This is a genomic window from Nonomuraea sp. NPDC049269, assembly GCF_043197155.1.
In the GTDB taxonomy this organism is placed as follows: domain Bacteria; phylum Actinomycetota; class Actinomycetes; order Streptosporangiales; family Streptosporangiaceae; genus Nonomuraea.
On sequence record NZ_JBICSO010000005.1, the window covers coordinates 22,457 to 42,602 of the forward strand.

General features: G+C 67.3%; 19 protein-coding genes and 2 pseudogenes. 9 read left to right on the forward strand and 12 right to left on the reverse strand.

The annotated features are described in order from the left end of the window. The first annotated feature begins 421 nt into the window (after positions 1-421). Positions 422-769, forward strand: a complete 348-nt coding sequence (locus tag ACGFNP_RS27655; RefSeq protein ID WP_393323729.1) for an Imm8 family immunity protein — start codon at positions 422-424, stop codon at positions 767-769. A 147-nt stretch (positions 770-916) separates the two neighbouring features. Continuing rightward, positions 917-1,162, forward strand: a pseudogene (locus ACGFNP_RS27660) (IS110 family transposase); the annotation flags it as partial. 171 nt (positions 1,163-1,333) lie between these two features. Here ACGFNP_RS27660 and ACGFNP_RS27665 read toward each other — a convergent pair. From ACGFNP_RS27665 to ACGFNP_RS27675, 3 genes are all read right to left on the reverse strand, one after another. Next, on the reverse strand, positions 1,334-1,597 hold the full coding sequence (locus ACGFNP_RS27665) for a hypothetical protein (RefSeq protein ID WP_393323732.1): 264 nt from the start codon (positions 1,595-1,597) through the stop codon (positions 1,334-1,336). Further along, positions 1,590-1,943, reverse strand: a complete 354-nt coding sequence (locus ACGFNP_RS27670) for a DUF6247 family protein (RefSeq protein WP_393323735.1) — start codon at positions 1,941-1,943, stop codon at positions 1,590-1,592. Before ACGFNP_RS27670 ends, ACGFNP_RS27665 begins: the two co-directional genes overlap by 8 nt. Positions 1,944-2,766: 823 nt before the next feature. After that, on the reverse strand, positions 2,767-3,006 hold the full coding sequence (locus tag ACGFNP_RS27675; protein ID WP_393323738.1) for a hypothetical protein: 240 nt from the start codon (positions 3,004-3,006) through the stop codon (positions 2,767-2,769). Between ACGFNP_RS27675 and ACGFNP_RS27680 the strand changes: the two genes are divergently transcribed. Next, complete coding sequence (locus tag ACGFNP_RS27680) at positions 2,999-3,160, forward strand: hypothetical protein (RefSeq protein ID WP_393323741.1); 162 nt, start codon at positions 2,999-3,001, stop codon at positions 3,158-3,160. The two genes, ACGFNP_RS27675 and ACGFNP_RS27680, sit on opposite strands and share 8 nt — an antisense overlap. A gap of 169 nt (positions 3,161-3,329) precedes the next feature. Beyond that, a complete protein-coding gene (locus ACGFNP_RS27685; RefSeq protein WP_393323744.1) occupies positions 3,330-4,022 on the forward strand; it encodes a flavodoxin family protein in 693 nt (230 codons plus the stop codon). Here ACGFNP_RS27685 and ACGFNP_RS27690 read toward each other — a convergent pair. From ACGFNP_RS27690 to ACGFNP_RS27720, 7 genes and pseudogenes are all read right to left on the reverse strand, one after another. Beyond that, a complete protein-coding gene (locus tag ACGFNP_RS27690; protein ID WP_393323747.1) occupies positions 3,965-4,501 on the reverse strand; it encodes a hypothetical protein in 537 nt (178 codons plus the stop codon). The genes ACGFNP_RS27685 and ACGFNP_RS27690 overlap by 58 nt on opposite strands. Continuing rightward, positions 4,498-4,884 carry a carboxymuconolactone decarboxylase family protein gene (locus ACGFNP_RS27695; protein ID WP_358313737.1) on the reverse strand — a complete coding sequence of 129 codons (387 nt, stop codon included), beginning with the start codon at positions 4,882-4,884 and terminating at the stop codon, positions 4,498-4,500. Before ACGFNP_RS27695 ends, ACGFNP_RS27690 begins: the two co-directional genes overlap by 4 nt. 3 nt (positions 4,885-4,887) lie before the next feature. Further along, positions 4,888-6,096: an MFS transporter gene (locus ACGFNP_RS27700; RefSeq protein WP_393323751.1), complete on the reverse strand. Its 1,209-nt coding sequence runs from the start codon at positions 6,094-6,096 to the stop codon at positions 4,888-4,890. Between the two features lie 7 nt (positions 6,097-6,103). Continuing rightward, positions 6,104-6,616, reverse strand: a complete 513-nt coding sequence (locus ACGFNP_RS27705; RefSeq protein WP_393323754.1) for an aromatic-ring-hydroxylating dioxygenase subunit beta — start codon at positions 6,614-6,616, stop codon at positions 6,104-6,106. Next, positions 6,613-7,932, reverse strand: coding sequence for an aromatic ring-hydroxylating dioxygenase subunit alpha (locus tag ACGFNP_RS27710; RefSeq protein ID WP_393323757.1), 1,320 nt, complete (start codon positions 7,930-7,932; stop codon positions 6,613-6,615). Before ACGFNP_RS27710 ends, ACGFNP_RS27705 begins: the two co-directional genes overlap by 4 nt. Further along, on the reverse strand, positions 7,929-9,095 hold the full coding sequence (locus tag ACGFNP_RS27715; RefSeq protein ID WP_358313725.1) for a glycosyltransferase: 1,167 nt from the start codon (positions 9,093-9,095) through the stop codon (positions 7,929-7,931). The genes ACGFNP_RS27710 and ACGFNP_RS27715 overlap by 4 nt, the downstream gene beginning before the upstream one ends. A gap of 872 nt (positions 9,096-9,967) precedes the next feature. Next, a pseudogene (locus ACGFNP_RS27720) lies at positions 9,968-10,689 on the reverse strand (response regulator). Between the two features lie 175 nt (positions 10,690-10,864). Here ACGFNP_RS27720 and ACGFNP_RS27725 point away from each other — a divergent pair. The 3 genes from ACGFNP_RS27725 (at position 10,865) to ACGFNP_RS27735 (ending at position 13,793) form a co-directional block, all read left to right on the forward strand. Beyond that, complete coding sequence (locus ACGFNP_RS27725; RefSeq protein WP_393325073.1) at positions 10,865-11,872, forward strand: alpha/beta hydrolase; 1,008 nt, start codon at positions 10,865-10,867, stop codon at positions 11,870-11,872. Positions 11,873-12,082: 210 nt separating this feature from the next. Beyond that, on the forward strand, positions 12,083-13,183 hold the full coding sequence (locus tag ACGFNP_RS27730) for a hypothetical protein (RefSeq protein WP_393323761.1): 1,101 nt from the start codon (positions 12,083-12,085) through the stop codon (positions 13,181-13,183). Between the two features lie 79 nt (positions 13,184-13,262). Beyond that, positions 13,263-13,793, forward strand: a complete 531-nt coding sequence (locus ACGFNP_RS27735) for a PadR family transcriptional regulator (RefSeq protein ID WP_358313714.1) — start codon at positions 13,263-13,265, stop codon at positions 13,791-13,793. Here ACGFNP_RS27735 and ACGFNP_RS27740 read toward each other — a convergent pair. Both ACGFNP_RS27740 and ACGFNP_RS27745 read right to left on the reverse strand, forming a co-directional pair. Next, positions 13,790-14,710 carry a hypothetical protein gene (locus ACGFNP_RS27740; protein ID WP_393323765.1) on the reverse strand — a complete coding sequence of 307 codons (921 nt, stop codon included), beginning with the start codon at positions 14,708-14,710 and terminating at the stop codon, positions 13,790-13,792. The genes ACGFNP_RS27735 and ACGFNP_RS27740 overlap by 4 nt on opposite strands. A gap of 238 nt (positions 14,711-14,948) precedes the next feature. Continuing rightward, entirely contained in the window at positions 14,949-16,469 is a 1,521-nt protein-coding gene (locus tag ACGFNP_RS27745) for a hypothetical protein (protein WP_393323768.1), read from the reverse strand. Positions 16,470-16,503: 34 nt separating this feature from the next. Between ACGFNP_RS27745 and ACGFNP_RS27750 the strand changes: the two genes are divergently transcribed. Together ACGFNP_RS27750 and ACGFNP_RS27755 are read left to right on the forward strand one after the other, a co-directional pair. Further along, a complete protein-coding gene (locus ACGFNP_RS27750) occupies positions 16,504-18,399 on the forward strand; it encodes a protein kinase (RefSeq protein WP_393323771.1) in 1,896 nt (631 codons plus the stop codon). Between the two features lie 5 nt (positions 18,400-18,404). After that, on the forward strand, positions 18,405-20,141 hold the full coding sequence (locus tag ACGFNP_RS27755; protein ID WP_393323774.1) for a hypothetical protein: 1,737 nt from the start codon (positions 18,405-18,407) through the stop codon (positions 20,139-20,141). The last annotated feature ends 5 nt before the right edge of the window (positions 20,142-20,146 follow it).

Below are 20,146 nucleotides of genomic sequence, written 5' to 3' on the forward strand. Positions count from 1 at the left end.
GCCGGTCTTGAGGTGCTTGCGGATCAGCAGATAGTGGACGGGGCTGGCGGTGGCGATCCAGGCCCAGGCGTAGGTGCGCTCGCCTTCGGAGCCGTCTCCGGCCGAGCGGATGGTTCAGGCGCGTTTGGGCTTGCAGTGCCGGGCCACGGCTTGGGCGCAGGTCAGGCTGGTGCCGCCGCCCAGGGTCAGGGTGAAGGAGGAACGCACCCGCAGTACGTAGGCCTGCCCGTGTTGTTGCAGGAACAGGCGTAGTTGGTGCAGGCGCCGTAGACCTCGTCGACGGTCAGGAAGTCCAGGCGGACGCCGTCGGCGTAGGCGTCGCCCGCAGGTCACCGCTTCCCCAGGCCAGGGGCCATGATCTCGAAAGGCTTCCCAAGCTGACAGCTCTCCTCCGCGTTGCTGGCTGCGCGATCATTGGGTGATGAGAGCACGCGTGCCCCTCTTCCGCTGGCCGGATCTTGAACGCCGTGGCATCGACGATCCCACCAACGCATGCGAACTCCTGGAGATGTACGTCGGTCCGCAGAACGAGCCGGGTGACGAGCAGTTCCAGATCACCGTGTGCACTCCATCCGCCCTTGCCGAACAGTTGCGCCATCAGCACTTCCTCATCGGCCGGCACTACCTCTTCGTTCGCGAGCTGCGTCCCGCCGAGGTGACGCGCTGGTTGAGCGACCGTATCGCCGTACTGGAGGCCCCGACATGGGGCGAACTCGCTGAGAAGATCGGCCGGATCGGGTTGTGGGAGTTCGAGGACTACGAGGACTGACGCTCTGATCCGGGTTGCAGTTTGGGTTGCAGTTCACCGCCGTACGGGCGCGTTCCAGGAAGACCGGGGAGGGGGCGTTGGTCCATGTGGGACTGTCCTGAACGATGCTGGCGCGCTGAACGGGCTCATCCAGCCGGTCGGTCTTGCGCCCGCTATGTCCACAACGACCGGCTCCGCGACGCCCTGAGCAGCCAAGCCTTCGCCGCGCTCAACGCCTCACCCGGCGCCCGCGCCTACTACGACAAACAACGCGCCCGCGACCTCAGCCACCAAGCCGCACTACGCCAACTCGCCAACCGACTCGTCGGCATCCTGCACGGCTGCCTCAAAACCCGGACCCCCTACAACGAAGCCACCGCCTGGCCACACCACACCCAAGACCTCGCGGCTTGACACCTAAGCTCCTGGGATGTCTTCAGGATCACTTTCCTTCTAGCGGTCGTCGCCCGCATCCTGACGAGCCTGAGCTTGGATCTGCCCACGATCCTTGAAAGCCGACTGGCACCTAAGGGAGAACCTGGGTGCGGGCCTTTTCAACTTTTCTGAGGTGTAGGCGAGGGCGCGTCAATCTATCCAGGTAACGCGAACGATCAGCACAACGCGCAGATGCTCCGCGACGATGAAGTTGAGGAACCCGCGGCCGCCGAACAGATCGAGCGTCCGAAGACCTCCCCCATGCAACGGGCCTCTACCGGCGCAGACCGCATCCTTCCCGAGAACTGCGAGTTGGTCGGCAAGCCGCTCAACTTCAAGGATGACGGTCGGAGGAAGCCCAGCAATGACATGCTCGGCGTCGGGGTTGTACTCCCAGGTCCAGGCGTCACTCACCGACGACCTCTCGGCGTGCGGATGTCGTGATCTCGTTGATTTCGGCCAAGGCTGAGTCCAACTTGGCTCTGTCGGTCGCGGTGGCGACCTCCCTCTCCAATGCGTGCAGGCGGGCCGCTCGGGCGGGATAGCGCTGAATCGCCACGAACTCACCCCATTGCTGCAAGAAGTTCTGCAGAGGTGCCACGGTGCTCTGCCGCGCCGCCTGCTCTGTCGCCTGGTCGAGGTGGTCGACAAACTGGCTGAGGTAGGCCGGAGTGATCTGGGCAACTGCTGCCCTGAGGGCGGCGGTGGTCAGTGGCGGACGAGGGATCAGCGCCTCGCTGTCTTGATGCGGGGTGGACATCGTTGACCTCCAAGCTGTTACGCCTCCACGCTACCGATGCAACTGAACCCTTTCCACCCTGGAACTGCAGGTCAAGACCCTGATGTAGGTGGTCGGCGTCCTCGTGTCGTTGGCGGCGGGTTCCGGAACGCCTAATCGTCAGAATAGACCTCTGCCGGATGACGAGTCCGGCCTTCGGCTCAGGCGTCACCACCGTGCCGTCGGACGGTCGGCACCTTGGAGCCATGACCACCCCTCCTCCGATCGGGCCGATCAGGCATGAGAAGACACGGGGAGACGAGTGCTGGGCGAGAGCGCGAACAGCGGTACAGAGTGTCGATCTTGCTAACGCGTTTGCTAACAACAACTCCGGACAATCATGAAGGGTCGTAGACGCGACCCACTCGAAGAGCGGCCCAAAGCAGCGTCCAAACACGGCTACGGATGCGTCTGGACGGCCCTGACCTTGCTACGGATCAGAAGGTTGGGGTTTCGAGTACCTCCGGCCGCACATACGCTGGAAGGCCCTCATCCTGGGGGGCCTTTCTCGTACCCACCCGTAATCCGATTCGGTGGTTGGCCGTCTGATGCCCGCCCCGCCACAGAGGGCCTCCACTTCGCTCCGGACGTTCTTCTGAGGGCGCCTGCGGCGCACAACGGGCTTCGCTTTCTGGGCGCTTCGCGCTTGCGGGGCTCAGACGTTGCCTCCAGTCGGGCCAAAGCCCCGACCCCTGGAGGGCCTCGCTTCGCTCGGACGCCCTCCCGAGGCAGGCTCCGCCTGCGAAGACCTTGCTTGACGTTGGCCCGCCAATGAATGGACGGCAGGTGCGAAGTCACATTTTTTCTACGCGCCCACTCGCTCGGCCAGCCCACGCAGGTCAGGCGAGGCGGGATCCTGCATGGTTAGCAGGTCAGACGCCAACTGGCGGACCACGCGATGGTTGCGGATCTGCTCCGGCGTGATGGACTCGGCCTCCAGGAGCACGGCCACCGCCTCATCAACCTGACGACGCTGTGCATGCGCACGAGCGAGGTCGACGTACAGCCGGCCTTTGCGTTCACTCGACAGTGTCGAGGTGTCCACTGCGGTTCCTACCCGCAGCGCGTACTGGCGGGCCAAGGAGGTCATCGCGGGCGTCGAAGAGTACGGCCTGGCCGAAGCCGTCGAACTGCGCGAGGTCTACCGGGAACTGTACGGCCGGTCGTCGAAGTCGCCGAGACCGCAGCTCAGCGCATGAGCCCGGAAGTTCGTCTCCAGGGTATGGAAGGAGCCGCCTGGTGTTAGCCATGCACTGCGACCACGAGCGCACTCGTGGTTTTTCGATACCCATTTCGGTAGCGCCCAATTGTGGGTAAGTTGAGGGGGCCTCAATGTGCGGCGACGGGGGCTTCGCCAGGTGGCCGGTCTTGGGTGGCGCTGAGCGGACAGGGGAGACCCTTCGGATGAAGATCGTTGCGTTATCCTGCACGCAGAAGCGTCTCCCGTCGCTGACCGACGCGCTGCTCGAGGCGGCGATCACCGGCGTCGTCCGGGAGGTCGGTGACGCGGAGATCCAGCGGATTCGGTTGATCGACCATCGCATCGCGATGTGCGAAGGCGAGGACACCTGCCTTGATCCCGAGGTGGGCCGGTGCACGCTCGACGACGACTTCGAGCATGTCGTCGATCTGGCCGAGGGTGCGCAGGCGATGCTGCTCGCCATGCCGGTGTACGCGGGGAACGTACCCGCGGTGCTGAAGATCTTCCAGGAACGCTTGAAGAGCTTCATGAACGCCAGTCAACGCCCGTTCGGCAACCTGCTGGTGGGGACGATCGTGCATTCGCGCACGATGCTGACCGAGCCCGCACTGGGATCGCTGTTCCCGTGGTACCTGCGCCTACGGAACAAGAACGTGGCGTCGGCGTGCTTCACCCAGAACGATCATCAAGACCTGACCCGCACCGCGGCGCTCGACCTGTGTGTGGCCGTGGGCCGGCAACTCGGCATGACGCTCGACGTCAGCCGGTCGCCGGTCAACGACCGCACGGCACTGCCGTTGGTTCAATCACCGGCTCGTCCGCGGTGCGGTGATCCGGCCGCGTCCTCTCCTGGAGCGTGAGGAGATTCCGCGCGCCAGGTGCACCCGTCGCCCGCCTGTTCGCACGACACCGTGACGTCCGGTTCCACGTAGCGGGCGGCGATGGCGGTGTTGAGTTCCTGGCAGTACGGGCACGGTGACGAGAACGTCAGTACGACGCCGGCGCGGGCGGCCTGTTTGCGGTACCTGAGGATCCCACAGTCGGCGTTGCGCAGGACGGTGCCCGAGGGCTGGGGCTCACTGGTCACTGCCGAGTCGTACAGCAACAGCTGACGCTGCAGCCGGGTCATGAAGTGATCGGTGGCGGATACCCCGTCGGGCCGTTGCGCTTGCAGTAGCTGCGCGGTGATGCGGGAGTTCGCCTGGATCCACGCGGCCAGGCCTGCTTCGCCGTGCTCTCCCAGGATGAACTCCTCCGCGGCCGCCTGGGCCTCGAAGAACCGCTGGCGCCACAGGTCGACCTTCTCGGCCGGGTCGAGGGGAGACGGTTCACTGGTCATGGTCCGCCGTCCTTTCCGGTGGCGCCGTCCAGCTCGGCGAAGACCTCCTGGGCGACGCGCAGCCCGTTGTTGGCGACCGGCCAGCCACCGTAGTAGGCGAGCTGAATGATGACTTCGACGATCTTCTCTCGCGACATCCCGAGGTGCAGGGCGGCACCGATGTGGCCGCGTAACTCCCAATCGGTCCGCGCCAGCGTGACCGCGGTCAGCGCGACCAGTTCGCGCTCCTCGACGCTCAGGTGCGGACGGGTCCAGATCTCACCGAACAAGTGGTCGACGGTGATCTGCAGGAACTCCGGGTAGGAACCCGGTCGCGGTTCGCGGCCGAAGACCTGCTGGAACATGGCCTCACCCCGCTCATGTCGGGCAGACGGCTGGTCCATCGATCAACTCCTTGGTGTTGGCCGAACAGTTGTCAACGTCCACGACGCCACGAAGGCGAGGACCAGCAGCGCGGCGCCGCTGCCGAAGGCGGCCGGAACGCTCACCCGCTCGGCGATGAGCCCAACGACGACCGGTCCGACCACGGCGCCGACATCGGTGCACATCGAGAAGACGGCGACGCCACTGCCGGCCCGGCCGGCGACGACGTCACCGATCAGCGCGGCCGGTGCGGCGTTGAGCAGCGCTGATCCCGCCGCGTACACACTGAGCAGGACGACGAGCCAGGCGTACCCGTCCACGAACACCAAGGCGGTGATCGCCGCCGCGGCCACACCGGTGCCGGCGATCATGGCGGGCCGGCGGCCGGCCTGATCGACAACCCAGCCGGCCGGCATGATCAGCAACGCCTGAACGACGGCGGAGATCGTGAACGCCCACCCGACCCACGTCACGTCATGTCGCCACGCCACAACCACCGTGGGGACCAGTGCGCTGCGCAGCCCGAACAAGACCCATCCCTGCGCCAACGCCGCCAGGCAAGCCACCAAGTAGCGTCGATCCCGCAGCAGGACCGGTAGCCGGACCACGTCACGGCCAGGCTCCGCGCCGGCGGTTCGGCCGGTGCGGAGCACCGCCAGTGTCAGTACCGCGGCGGCCAGCAACAGCACGGCGTACGCCAGGAACGGCGCGGACAGGGCGATGAGAGCGAGGAGCCCGCCCAGTGCTGGTCCGCAGATCCCGCCGAGCAGGAAGCCTGCTTCGAACACGGCGCTGGCCCGGCCCCGCTGGTCGGCCGGCGAGATCGCCAGGAGTGTCGCCAGTGCGGACACCGAGAACAGCACTGAGCCGACGCCGCCGAGGCTGCGGAACACGAGCAGCTGCTCGTAGGACCCGGCGAACGCCGTCAGGGCCGAGGAGACCGCGCATAACAGCAGGCCGGCGACCAGGACTCGCCGCTCCCCGAAACGAACTCCGAGCCGGCCGCAGAACGGACTGGTGGCCAGCCGCATCAACGCGAACAGGGCGACGAGCGCTCCGATCTGGGTGGGCCCGGCCCCGAACGTCGCCGCGTACACCGGGAGCACCGGGAGCACCAGTCCCAGGCCCAGCATGACGCAGCCACCAACGACACTGAGGACGTAGACCTCGCGAGGGAGACTCGGCTGGGCGGCGGCAACGGGTGGGACGCTGCCAGGGTCGGCCGCCGTCACTGTCCGCTCACAGGATGATGCTGAGCTTTCCGTGCTCGTACAACGTCTCGTGGTCGAGCACCACGACCCGTCTCCGGATCCGGAACGACTCGCCCTCGACGACGAGCTCGAACCGGCATTTTCCGACGTAGGCGTCAGAGCGCCCGTGCCCGAACCGGTACACGATGACATTCGCCGCCACGTCGAGGTGCGTGCCCCGATCGGTCAGGATCTCCACGTTGCTGATCATCCGGTTCGTCCGCGACCGAGGGTTCTCGCACCACACCTCACCGTTGAGGAGTTGTTCGATCCGCTGGCGTAGCCGGGCGGCGTCGTCGTCGATGAGCCCGAGCGCATCGGCCGTCTCGCCGCGGACGTCGGTGGCCGGCACCGAGTAGCGGATGTCGTCGGTCAGCATCTCGTCGTACCACTCGAGCAGGCGCCACTCGTCGAGCAGTCGCGCCTCACGGAAAAGGAACTGGCTCACCCGGTGCCACAACCGCACCTGGGCCGCTTCGTCGACCGTCAGCTCGGTGATCATCGTAATTCCGCCCCTTGCATCTCGGCCCGGTGGGTGACCTCGAGGTGACCGTCGTCGCCGTGCATCAGCCGGTCCCACTGCCGCCAGAACTCGCGGGCGGGAAGCTCGTCGGTCGTCTCGGGGACCTCCTTGTTCATGCCGCGTGACAGATCCGAGTAGCGGACCGCGCGGTTGAGATAACCCCGCTGGCACGACTCGACGATCTCGATGTCGTCGGGAGTGGCGAAGCCGGCGGGGCCGAGGAACGTCAGGTAGTGGCTCTTGCGGAGTTCGCGGATGTCCGGATCCTCGTCCTTGGGGGCCAGGGCGACCGAGGTGATGGCCATCTGGCCGGCGCCGATCGGGTCGATCTTGCGGATCGTGATCGCGATCGCGTCGATGATCATCAAGTTGGGGAAGATCAGCACCGCACGATTGGTGCCGGTGATCCGTTGGGCGCGTTCGGCGCCGAACCGGTCGACGAACCGTGCGGCCGTCGCCTCGATCCGCGGCCGGACCTCGGCGCCGAACATCGGCGTCCAGTAGGCGAGCGGGCGGGCTGCCGCCGGTGGCAGCTCGTTGGCTCCATGCCCCAGTCCGAGGGCGCAGCCGAAGCCGCCTCGTCGTCGTGGTGGCACCGACCCCAGCGACTCCATGTAGCCGACGTAACGCTTGTGCAGGGCCCGGAAATGGTAGATGTCGACGCTGTTCTCCATCATGAGCTTCCAGTTGGCCCGAGCTCCGTGGAGTTGCGCACCTTGGATCACCTCCATCCCGACCTCGGACTGGTCGTCGATCAGATCGAGGTACTCGGTCGCACCCGCCAGGTACTCGGTCAAGGTGCGCGGCTGCTCCGGATCGAAGGTGACGAACACGAAACCGCGGTAACCGTCACTACGGTGCTGCGCCAGACCGAAGTCCGCCTTCCGGAAGCCTGGCCCGTACCCGTCCGGGATCGGGACCCCGACCAGGTCGCCCTGGTTGGAGAACGTCCAGTCGTGATACGGGCACCGGAACGATCTGGCCTGCCCGGCCGGCTGCGAGCAGATCAGAGCCCCGCGGTGAGTGCAGCTGTTCGCGAACACCCGGATCACCCCGTCGGACCCGCGCGCCATGACCACCGGGCGCCCGCCGACGTCGCGTGCCACGTAGGAGTCCGGCCCGGGCACCTCCGATTCGTGCCCGACGTACAACCAGCAGCGATCGAAGATCCTGGTCATCTCCTGTGCGGCCAGGTCGTCGTCGGTGTAGGCGCGGCGATCCACCCGGAACGAGAGGCGCTCGAGATCATCGACCACGATCGGGTCGCCCACCGGCCGCCGCGGTTCGATCGTCACTGCTCTCCCTTTCGCTGTAGCGTCTCGACCGTGCTGATGACCAGCTCTGCCGTGCGAACGGCAGAATCGCCGCACTCCGGCTGCGCGGCGCGTAGCCGGGCCCGGTAGTCCCGGGCGGGATCGAGCAGATCGGTGACGGCGTCAGCGACCGCCTGCTCGGTGACGCCGGCCGGCTCCAACGCCGTCCCGAAGCCCGCGCTACCCACGAAGTACGCCTGGACAGGCTGATCCACAGCCAGCGGGATCACCAGCATCGGTGTCGCCGCCCGGATCGACTCCGCCACGGAGTTGTATCCGCCATGGGTGATGAACACGTCGGCGCGCTCGAGCACCTCACGTTGCGGCAGATACGGGGCGGTGAGCACTTCGTCGGGCAGCGCGAGCTCCTCGGCGAGATCTCCTACCGCGGCGATCACCTGTGCACCGGTCGCCGCCGCCCCGGTGATCACCGTGCGCAGCAGGTCCGGCCGCCGGTAGAAGATCGTGCCGAAGGAGACGTACACCAACGGGCGGTCGGGGTCGATCCGATCCAGGCCCGAGAAGGCGACCTCGTCGCCGCGGGTCCCCGCCGCACCCGGCAACCCGACCAGCTGCACACCGTCGTCGGTGACCGCGTCGTCCCCGACGAGAGCAGGAATCGTCGGCATCAAATTGAGAATCGGTGAACGCGCCGAATGAGTCCGGGTCGACCACAGCACTCCGTGCCCGGTCAAATAGTCGCCGACCTGCTCGTCGTACGGCCAGCGACCTCGTCGATGCTCGCTCGGGCATACTCCACCCAGATTTGCCCAGATCATCCCGTACGGCACGCCGGACGCCTGTGCGCCGACCATGGCCGACGCCGTGACCGGCAGCGAATCGACGAGCACGAAGTCCGGCGCCGTCGCACGGAGCGCGTCAGCTGTCTGGTCCGCCACCGGCGACGACTGGAGCATCGGGCCGATCTTCGCCGGGTCGCCGCTCCACGGCGCCATCTCGACCTGCCCGATCGCGTGGACCTGGGCCTTGCCCAGGGCCTGGCGACGCTGCTCGTCGAGCGCGCCACCGTCCGCGGACAACAGCAGCAGCTCAACCTCACTGCCGGCAGTTCGGAGCGCATTGACCACCGGAACATACGGGTTCAGGTGACCATGCTGAGTCGTGGTGAGGAGGGCGACGCGCATCAGATCTCCGATCCATCGAAAGAAGACGACCAAACCGACTCAAGATCTGGCTCTGGATGCGCCACAGCAGCCAAGACCGCGACACCTCCCTGCCTTCAGAAACGAGTCGAGACGGCGACGCACGAACGGCAGGCGAAAGAGACCGTCGACGTCCAGTTACTGTTACGAGGCTCTACGCATTCCCCACCATCGCTGAGGGGACACATCGATCGACGCTATTCGGAACAACCTCGAAAAAAACCGGGTTCACCACCTGCCCCAGGCAGTTACGCAAAGCCTGCCGGGATGTGCAATCGATGTCAACGCCTCGCAATTGTCAGCTACCACCACTCTGCTTGACGCAACTTCGTCAATGACGGCTATGGGACGTCTTACGCGACACATGAGCGTCCCGCGACAGAGTCAGTGCCCGCTCAGTCGGCGAGCCCGAGGTCACCCGGCCACCGTCCACCGGAAGATCGGCAGTTCGACCCTGTCCCTGACCACACTTCTTCATCAGCACAAACGCCCTGAACGGATCATCGCTGGCAGCAACGTGCTGAAGCTGCCGGGCCGACCCGGTTGGATGGTGCCAAGCCCTGGTTTCAAAAACCTCACGGCGGTCACCGCTGTGCCGGCCAGGCCGCGGCGACCTTTAGTCGATCCTGCTCCACCCACATGCATAAAGCCTCGGGGCTTTATTCGCGACGTTATTATCCGAACGTCTCCCGAGTTTACGAACGGTGGCGCGCTCGTAGTCGCTGGTTCTGACGATAAGGCAAGCAACCTGCATCCCTATCGCGGGTCGGGCTTCGATCTTCGATTTCATAATGCCACTGACTGATCGCAGAAAGTGAAGAGTTGCGTGGCGGGTTACAGGTGTCGCGAGTCGGTTACCTCGCCTCGCCGCTCAAGACGCGCATCCCAAGGTCCGGCCGGGCTCCCTGGAGGTAGGTGAGGACGGCCAGGACGCGCCGGTTGCCGTCCTGGGCTTGGAGGCCGAGCTTGGCGAAGATGTTGCCGATGTGCTTGACGACCGCGCCGTCGGTGATGTGCAGGCCGGCGGCGATGTGGGCGTTGGTCTCTCCGGTCGCCATCCGGCCCAGGACCTCACGTTCACGCCCGCTGAGCGTGTCGAGCGCGTGAGGGCGCCCGGGGGACATGAGGTGCCCGATGACCTGGGGTCGATGACGATGCCGCCGCCCACGATGACGTCGAGGGAGTGCATGAAGTCGGTGACCCGGCCGACGCGGTCCTTGAGGAGGTAGCCGGCGCCGCCGCCGCGAGGGCGGTTCGCGGGCTCGGCGATCAGTTTGGCCGCGTAGGCGTCGCCGAGGTACTGCGACAGCACCAGGATGGCGATGTCGGGGTGTTCGGCGCGGATCGCCAGTGCGGCCCTCAGGCCGTCGTCGAGGTTGCGCGGTGGCATTCGCACATCGGTGATCACGACGTCGGGACGGTGGCCGGAGACGGCCTCCAGCAGTTCGTCGGCGTCCTCGGCCGCGTGCACGACCTGGTGGCCGAAGCGTTGCAGCAGGGCGGTCAGGCCTTCCCGCATCAGGGCGGTCAGGCCTTCCCGCATCAGGGCCGCGTCTTCGGCGATGATCACACGCATGGTGCCATTGTGTGACATGTGATCAGTACGGGCGCGGGATGTCGGCGATGATCCTGGTCGGGCCGCCCGGTGGGCTGTCGACGATGAGCTCGCCGGACAGCAGGACTGTCGAGCCCGTACGGGGCCGCTGTTCGACCACGTCGACACCGGTAGCGTTGTCCGAGACCTGGACGTCCTGCGCGCCGCCCTCGGCGACGACAAGCTCACCTACTACGGCCTGTCGTATGGCACTCTGATCGGCCAGCAGTACGCCGAACGCTTCCCCCACCGAGTACGCGCCCTGGCCCTCGACAGCAACGTGGACCACAGCCTCGGCACCAACGCGTTCCTGAGGTCCGTGGCATGGACCGCCCAGGACTCCTTCGACGAGTTCGTCACCTGGTGCGCCAAGGACACCGCCTGCGCACTGCACGGCCAGGACGTTCGCGCGTTCTGGGGGAACCTGCGGGCCCGCGCCGACCGGGGCGAGTTACACGTGCCCGGCCAACCCGACACGCCGCTTCCTCGGATGGTCCTCGAGAACGAGGTGATCGGCGCCTTCTACGGGCCCTACTGGAAAGAACTGGCGGAGGTGCTGGTGGCGATCGACACCGGCGCCGCGACCCCGCAACTGATGTCAGCGGCTCCCGCGCAGGCGGAGGAGACGTACAACAACACCGTTCAGATCATGTGCCAGGACTTCCATCTGCCGATCCGCGACTACCGCGAGTACTCCAGCCACCTTCGCACCACGGCCAAGATCGCGCCAGACATGCGCTACGGCCCCAGGGCGATGTTGCTGACCGTCAACTGCCTGGGCCAGCCCACCCCGATCCCAAACCCGCAGCGTCGCCTGCACGTTGATGCGACCCCGACGCTGCTGCTCGTCAACGCTCTCCACGACCCCGCCACCGGATACCCGTGGGCGGTGAGTGCCGCGCGGCAGATCGGCCGCGAGGCCAGGCTCCTCACCTACGAAGGCTGGGGCCACCACATCTACGGCCGGGGAGAGTGCGTCACCAGCGCGTTCGACCGCTACCTGGTGTCGCTCATCGTGCCCGCCAAGGGGGCCCGGTGCGCCGCCGTACCGCCGGACCAGGCGTCCAGCCCGCAGGCCCGTCCGCTGCCGACCGGGCCACTGCCCGGCCTGCCGGGCTGGACCTTCACCCCCGCGAAGGCTGAGGCGACGCGCTCGGTTTCGTAGCCCGTACAGGCCGAAGAGCTGACTCAACACGGTTGGTAGCGCAGCTGGGGCTGGGTGAACCGGCATCGCGCGATCGGCTCATTGAGAGATCCTGGGTAGGCAGCCCTTGAAGGGCTGTCACCTCCCAGCTCGGCGATTGGATCGCCGCCTGACGGCTCGCGTGCAGTGGCGCCGGCCCCGCCGGGACGAGGGCGCGTCGTGAGAGCGCCCATGGTGACGCTGACGACGGAGGTCGCTGCGGGGATCGGCGTCGACTACGACCTGGCCACCGCCGAGGTTCGCTCGCTGGTGCTGGAACGGATCGGCACTCGGTTGACGGGCATCCTGGCGGTGGCCGCCCGACGCCGGTATACCGCTGAACGGCCGGCCGGCGAAGTCGCCGAGTTATGGCTGTGGCTTGACGAGGTCACCGATACACACTTTGATTCCCGCGACTCATCCGCGATCACCATAGATTGCGGGACAAATCAGGTAGCGATCGGCATGGGGAAACGCGGCATCCTGCGGGCGGTTCGTGCCACCGTCCATCCGGACGATCTGGCATGGCACCTGTCCGCGGCGGGCCGGGCCCTCGACGCGCGAACCCCGACCGGGCCACGGCCATCTCGTCGGACACCGCGGCAGCGACGGCAGGAGCCGCTGGACGACAGCTCGTTGGCCGCTGCGACGATCCTGCACCAGGCGATGCTGGAGATCCGTATGGTGCGTTACGCCCACCATGCCGGTCAGACCCCGGTCCGGCCTCTGTGCCTGGCGTTCGCCGGCGCGGGGGAGTCCATCCTTGCCGCAAGCACGCATCGCCGGGCGAGCCGGCGTGAGGAGGCATTCCGTCGGCTGGTCGAAGACTGGGTCCGGAAAGGAGGACCTGGCCTGGCTCTCTGGTTCGCGGGCCACCTGCGCGATCTCGCCGGCGAGGTCCACGGGACGACGCGAGAGTGGGTCAACTCGTTGATACCGCCGACAGAACGGGGCTCCGAGCCGGTGAGAGGGCCGGTCGCCGATCTGCCTGCGGAGGCCGAGCTGCGGCTGGCCAAATACGTGGCTGCGCACACTCGGTATGAACATCCACACGTCGGCTCGGCTCTGGTCCAGTTGGCCGTGCCGCCACGTCCCCAGGTCGAGCGGGACGAGTTCTGGAACTTGTGCGGATTGGAGCTCAAGAGCCCTCATCTTTTCCAGGTGAGTGACACCGCCTTCCATGGCGCCACCGATCCACGGTTGACAGGAGTCCCTGAGGCGATCCGTTCCCTCAGCCTGAGCGGCGGCGGCCTCACCATGTCCGCAGACGAAGCCGAGACACAAGGAAGGTGAGCCGACCAGCGTCTGGGGTGCTTGCCGCCGCCAGGGCTAACCGTTAGATATAGTGGGATAACGGTTATGGGAGGGCCCAATGCAGCAAGAAGTGGTGCTGGCGATGCTGGCCAAGGAGCCCTCGCACGGCTACCAGCTGCGCGCGCGGCTGCGCGCCGCGCTCGGCCCTCTCGGTGACGCGATGAACGCCGGGCACGTCTACGTCACGCTGACCCGGCTGGAAAAGGCCGGGCTGCTAGAGGTCGAGAGGTCTGCCGAGGGCTCCGACCGGTCGGATCGCAAGGTGTACGCGCTCACCCCCAGCGGTCAACAGCGAGTCGCCGAGTGGATCGCCGAGGTGGACTGGCCAAGAGGTGACCTCGCGGAGTTCCATCTCAAGCTTATCGCGGCCGCGGCGGCCGGGCTGGCCGATCCGATCACCATCGTCGACACCCAGCGCCGCGAACTGCTGCGCCGCCTGCGTGACGCCCAGCGCGCCGCCATGGCCGAGCCGGACCGCTCGGACGCGGCGCTGTTGCTGGAGGGCATCGTGCTCCGGCTTCAGGCGGACCTGCGCTGGCTCGAGGCATGTGAGAGGAACTGGACTCACCGAAGGAGTGGGTCGTGCTAGAACCCCAGGCCGAGGAGCACCGTGTGGGCGTTCTCCAGGCTGTGGACATGCTTTCCCAGCTTCGCCATCGAGGACACTTTCTCCGTCTTGAGAATCTCGACGAGGTGTCGTGCCAGCCAGTCGCCATCCACTTCGCCAGGACCGCCCGCGTCGAACGTCCACGATCGCACGGTCCGTTCGACCCGCTGCGACCAGCCCAGTCCTTCGTCCGGCACAAAGTACTTGAACCAGCCCACGACGGTCAGTCGCTCGGCGGAATGGATGGCAAGAACCTGGCGATTTCCCCCGAACACGGTCACGCTCACGTTCCTGCCGATCGCGCACGTCTCGGCGGGCAACGTGCGGACGAACGCCGACAGCAAAGGTGGCAGCGCCGCCCACCGAGGCACCCGCAACCCGCCCGGCGTGCTGAGCCCCTCATTGGCGGCGTCCAGATACTCGATGACGAAACCACCCGGCGAATGCGACGGCTCTCCCCACTCGAACGCGGCCGCCCGCCATTCCTCATACGGCTCCGTCGGCTGCAGGGAAAGCTCCGCGCCGGTCTCGGCGGCGCGTAGTTCAAGCGATTCGGTGCCTGGCCGCCGCCAGCGCAGGAAAGGGGCTCCCCAATCCGGCGACCGCTCGTACCAGGGGCCTGTCGGGCCATGACTGCCAACGCTGTTGGCAGCGCCGATCGCGTTCTCCACTGCCTCGGCGTGCCGCCGGAACGCGGTGGACGGTTCTGCCTCCAAGGAAATGGGGACGACGAGACCGCGAAACTCGCGGTCGCCGGTGTACTGCCGCTCATGCTCCTGTACCGGCACCAACCGGCCACGCCCCTCGCCCAGCAGCCGCAGCGCCTCGCCGGACCAGTCGCCGGGGTCCACCTCGTGCCACAGCCATCTGGCGATGTCGGCGGTGTCGTCCTTCCTCATGGGCTGGATCTTAGGAGGAGCCCGTCAGCCATGCCCGGGTCTATCCAGATTTAGCCATCGTGGAGCGCCACTCGATCCTGCACGCAGGCTCTTCTCGATCATCTGACGTTAGCGATCACCGGCGGCTGGTGGCGGTGCTCACTTCTGTTTCCCGCCTGCCTCGGCGGCTGTCGTCCCATGGCCGAAAGTCTCTGAGCCGGACTCGCATGAGCGACGTCCCCACCGATCGGACGCCCTGCTAAGGCTCTGACGTGGGAGCGATCTTCTGCGGCTCGGGAGCAGTCAAAGGACCGCGTATCGAGGTGCGAGCCGACCGAATGAGCCAGGTGGGGGAGACAAGGGCCGCGATCACGGCGGCGAGTACGGGCAGGGAGGCGATCGGTATGGCGATCGCCGTCCATGGGGTTTCGAAGGGTGCTCGCGGGGGCGGATCCCAGTCGATCGAGGTGGTCATGGGCCATACCAGGAACAGGCCGATGGCGCACCCGGCGGTCGCGCCGATCGCCGTGCCGCATGCCGCGCCGACGGCCGCTCGGCAACTGATGAGGAACCGCAGCGCCGCGACTGAGCCGCCGCTGATTCGTAGCAGGATGCGCGCCGAGCCGGCCGAGCGGGTGGCGGCCAGCGCGCCGGCGAGGGCGATGAGAATCAGCAGCGTAACGACGTACAGCCATTCGGTCGGTGCCTGATATCCCTGCTCGACGTAAGTGTCGGCGATTCCGCCCAGTCGGCGGTCGAGTCGCTCCTGCTCGGTCGCCGAAACGTGATAGTGCGAAGGGTCGATGATGAACTGATCGGGCTGTAGCTGGAAACCAAGGTCTTGCACCATCTCGCGGGGAATGAAGAGTCTTCCGAAACGGGGATCAGGGGGTCTGATGGTGATCTTCGGAATGGCCTTGGTAACGGGAGAGCCGTCGGTCGCGGACGAGGAGTACCGGATCTCCGCGGAGTCGGTTTCTTCGTTGTCTGTCGAGACCACCACGGCCGTGCCCTTGTCATAAGGCGTCGAAGGGTCGCCCGTGAGGTAACGCAGCAACGCCTGGTCACCAATATAGGGATCAGGCCAGGTGCCGTAGTCGGTCCCCACATTGAGGAAGCCCGGTCCGCGATCAGCACTCTTCTCCGCGATGGGTACGCCGGGTAACTCGTACTGGATGGCCGCCCGCACGGTGGCCGTCTGACCTGCGGAGAAGCCCTCCACGACGAGTGCGCCTGGCCGGGCATCGGGATAGTAGTCCGCCTTTCCCTGCGCCGTCATGGCAGGTGCGATGATCATCAGCGCTGTCGCGACGGCGGCCGCGGCCATCGTCGTCGCCACTCCCGCCGCGGTTCGGGCGGGTGCGCCACACACATGACGTACGGCAGGCAGAAAGTCGGCGGGGCGCCGGAGCAGTCCCAGCAGCCATGGGACGAAGGGGCCCAACCCGAAAATCAGCAGTGCTCCACCGAATATGCCTGCCAGGTCGATCAATGCCGAATCGAAGTCGTCATAGTGCTTGTCCTCTTGCGTGGACCACGCGGTAAGCGCCATCACCGCGATGCCGAAAGTCGCCACGACCGCTCCCCCGGCCAGGGGATACAGGCTCATACGAGTCCACCGGCCACGAGGAGCCGACAGCGTCGCGAAGAATATCGAGCCGCATACGAGCGCCGTCGGGATGCCCAGGACCACCAAGAGAATCACGATCATGAATGATACGGAGTTCGTCAGCGCACTTTCCACGTCGACCGAAAAGAGGAAATGCCGCAGCCGGGTCATGATTGATCTACGGTTGTCTCGACCGGAGGTGTGCATGCCTGAGGTGGCTTCGCTGCGCCCGGGGGACCCCCGCAGACTGGGCGAGTACAGCATCGACGGACCGCTGGCCGACGACAGCGTCTACCTGGCCAGAAGCGACACGGGAGAGCGTGTCGCGATCAAGGTGTTCCGGTCTCGATCCGCCGCGGTCTTGGCGGCCGTTCAGAAGGTGCGACTGCCGGACGCCTACCACACTGTCCAGATCATCGACAGCGGTGTTGCGGACGGCCTGCCGTACATCGTGATGGAGTTCGTGGACGGCGACACACTGGAGCGGACGGTCGCCGGGTCGGGGCCGCTGCGTGGTGCGGCGCTGCACCGGCTGGCGATCTCGACGATGACCGCGCTGGTGGCGATCCATCAGGCCGGGGCGGTGCACGACGCGTTCGGGCCGGACAACGTGCTGCTCGGGCCGGACGGTCCCACGGTGATCAATACCGGCGTCGCCCAGGAGGTGGTGACCACCGCCGAGGATGAGACCAGGAGGGTGGAGTCGCTGGCCTACCTGGCTCCTGAGCACTTCGCCGGTGAGCCGCCCGGGCCCGCCGCGGACGTGTTCGCCTGGGCGGCGACGATGGTCTTCGCCGCGAGTGGGCGGTCGCCGTTCGATGGCGGCTCGATGTCGGCGACGACGAACCGGGTCCTGCGCGCGGATCCCGACCTGGGCATGCTCGACGAGCATCTGCGCGGGGTGGTCGCGGACTGTCTGGCCAAGGATCCCGGGTTACGCCCGGCGGCGGGCGACGTTCTGTTGAAGCTGGTGGGCCACTCCCTGCTCACGGTGGCTCCCGGCGAGCTCGCTCCGGTCATCCCCAAGGCCGAGCCACCGCGACGGTCGTGGCGGTTCGCGGTGCTGTCGGGGGCGGGCGGGCTGGTCATCGCGCTCGCCTCGGCGGGCACGGTGTACACGTTGCTGTCCCGCACTCCGCCACCGCCCGCGACGCACTCCGCCACCCCCACGCCGTCGGTGGTGACGCTGGCCGCCGAGCCCACCCCGTCGCCGCCGCCCTCGCCGGTCGGCAGCCTCGCCTTACCCGGGCCGGCGGCGAGCCTGTACGAGAACCCCGCCGATCCGGTACAGGTGGTCGCCTACCGTACCGGCGAGAACGTCTACGTGCGCGCCCCCGGCACGGACCGATTCCGCAAGCTCGACGAGCAGGCGGCGGAGATAGCCGCTTCCCCTGACGGCGCATGGCTGGCGCTGATCCGTTCCGGCACGGTCAGCGTTGTCGACCGGGCCGGCGGCCAGAAGTTCACCGTCGCGACCGGACCCGCCACGCTCCCGACCTGGTCGCGGGACGGTCGGCGGCTGCTGGTCACCACGACCAGGGGAACGGAGGTCGATGGGAGGGAGAACCCGGTGCCCTCGGGATTCGTGATCATCGACCTGGCCACCCGGAAGGCCGCGACGATCGTCACCGCCGGCGCGAAGCCTCGTGACCTGGGAGCTTACGGCTGGCTGCCGGACGGAACGGGCGTCGCGGTGACCTACCAGACAGCCAAGGATTACGGCATGCGGGTCCGCGACCTGGCCGGACGCGAGACGCGCACGCTCAACTGGGTGGGATACGCCAGAGGCCCGGAGATGTTCTCCCCGAGCGGGAAGCTGTTCGCCACCTCCTGCCCCAGCGGGGGTACCTACTGCATCTGGGACCTCGCCGAGGGCGGCCGGCGCACAACCGTCGGGCTGCTCGCCCGCCAGTTCCCCTTCGCGGAGTTCTGGGGCTGGTACGACGAGGATCACGTACTCGTGCTCGATCCGGGCGGCAGACTCGACCGGGTGCTGGTCATGGATCCGCTCGGCCACGCGTCCCGGGTCCTGTTGACGATCGCCGCCAAGGACTACGCCGCCAGGGGCAAGGATTTCAGCGTGACCATGGTCCGGAGGTGATCGCGATGACGGACGGTCCGCTTGAGGAGATCACCGATCTCGGCTACATCATCGGCGAGGAGACCGGCTGGCCCACCCTGGAGGAGGAGATCCGCTCGCGCGGGCCGCTCACCGGCGCGGAGCTGCAGCGGCTGGCCGTCACCACCATGACCGGCCTGGCGGCGCTGCACCAGGCGGGCGTCTTCCACGGCGCGGTACGGGCCGACACCGTGCTGCTCGGCCCCAACGGCCCCCGGCTGCGTCACCCCGTGCAAGGCGGGCGCGACCCGCTCGGCCTCGACGAGGCGACTGTGGACGCGGGCACGCTGACCTGGAGCACCCCGGAGGAGTTGAAGGGGCTGCCCGCCGCGCAGCCCGCGGACATGTTCGGGTGGGGCGCCACGATGGCCTTCGCCGCGACCGGTCAGTCGCCCTTCGGCGGCGGCTCGGCCACAGCAAGGGTGAACCGGCTGCTGCACGGCGCGGCCGATCTCGGCCTGCTGGAGGGGGCGCTGCGCGACCTGGTGGCCGACTGTCTGGCTGCCGAGCCGGCTGATCGGCCCACCGCCACGGACGCGCTGTTGCGGCTGATCGGCTATTCCGGGGTGCTGGACGTCGCGCTCCCCGCCGCCCCACCGGAGGCGCCTGCCCGCCGGCTCCGGTCCCGTGTGCTGGTTCTTTCCGCGGCCGGTCTGGCGATCGCGCTGGTCTCGGGAGGCGTCACGTACCTGGCCACCCAAGACCGGCCCGTGCCCAGGCCCACCATGGCCGCCGCCGCTACGCCCGCCGTGTCGGCTCCGGCTGTCGCGTCCACGCCTGCGGCGGCGTCGACCGGACCGGTGCCGCGGGCCACCAAGCGCATCGCCCTGCCCAGCGGAGGAACCCTGTATGAGAACCCCGCCGACCCGATCAAACTGGCCTCGTACGCCGCAGGCGGGGAGAAGCATGAGACAGCCTCCTATGTGCGGGTGCCGGACTCGGACAAATTCGAACGCGTAGACGGACAGAACATCTCCGCCTCCGTCTCTCCCGACGGCCGCTGGCTGGCCACCCTGAACGATTTCTACTTCCCCGTGTCGGATCACCAGGACGTCGTCGTCACCGACCGGCGTACCGGCGCCCGCTTCACCCTGCCCGTCGCCGCGACCCCCGACATCGCCCGGAACCCTTACTGGTCGCGTGACAGCCGCCGCCTGCTGCTCACGGTCATACCGAACTGGCAGCAGAACAAGTCCGCCCGGACCGGCGGCTTCGTGGTCCTCGACATCATGGCGCGGACCTCGACGTTCGTGCCCACCTCGGAGCCCGAGCCGAGCGAACGCGACCCCGTCTCGCCGACCTACCACTGGACCCCCGACGGCAACGGTGTCGCCGGCCACTACCTCACGCCGCAAGCCCTCTTGGGCGTACGTTTCCGGGACCTGGCCGGCCACGTGACCCGCACCATGCACTGGGTCGGCCACCCCATCGGGGAGGAATGGTTCTCCCCGACGGGCCGGCTGTTCGTCACCACCAGTTGCAGGCACGGCCCGACGTGCGTCTGGGACACCGCCACCGGAGCACGCCGGTACTCCGTCCCCAGCTCGGTCCACGACTTCACCATCGGCTGGTACGACGAGGCCCACCTCATCAACGCCGCCTGGTCCGGTAAGAACACCTTCCGCCTGTACATCACCGATTTCACCGGAAAGCAGGTCCGCGTGCTCGCCGACATCACAGGCACCGGCGGACAGATCCTGAGCCTGAACTTCATCAGGAGCTGACCGGA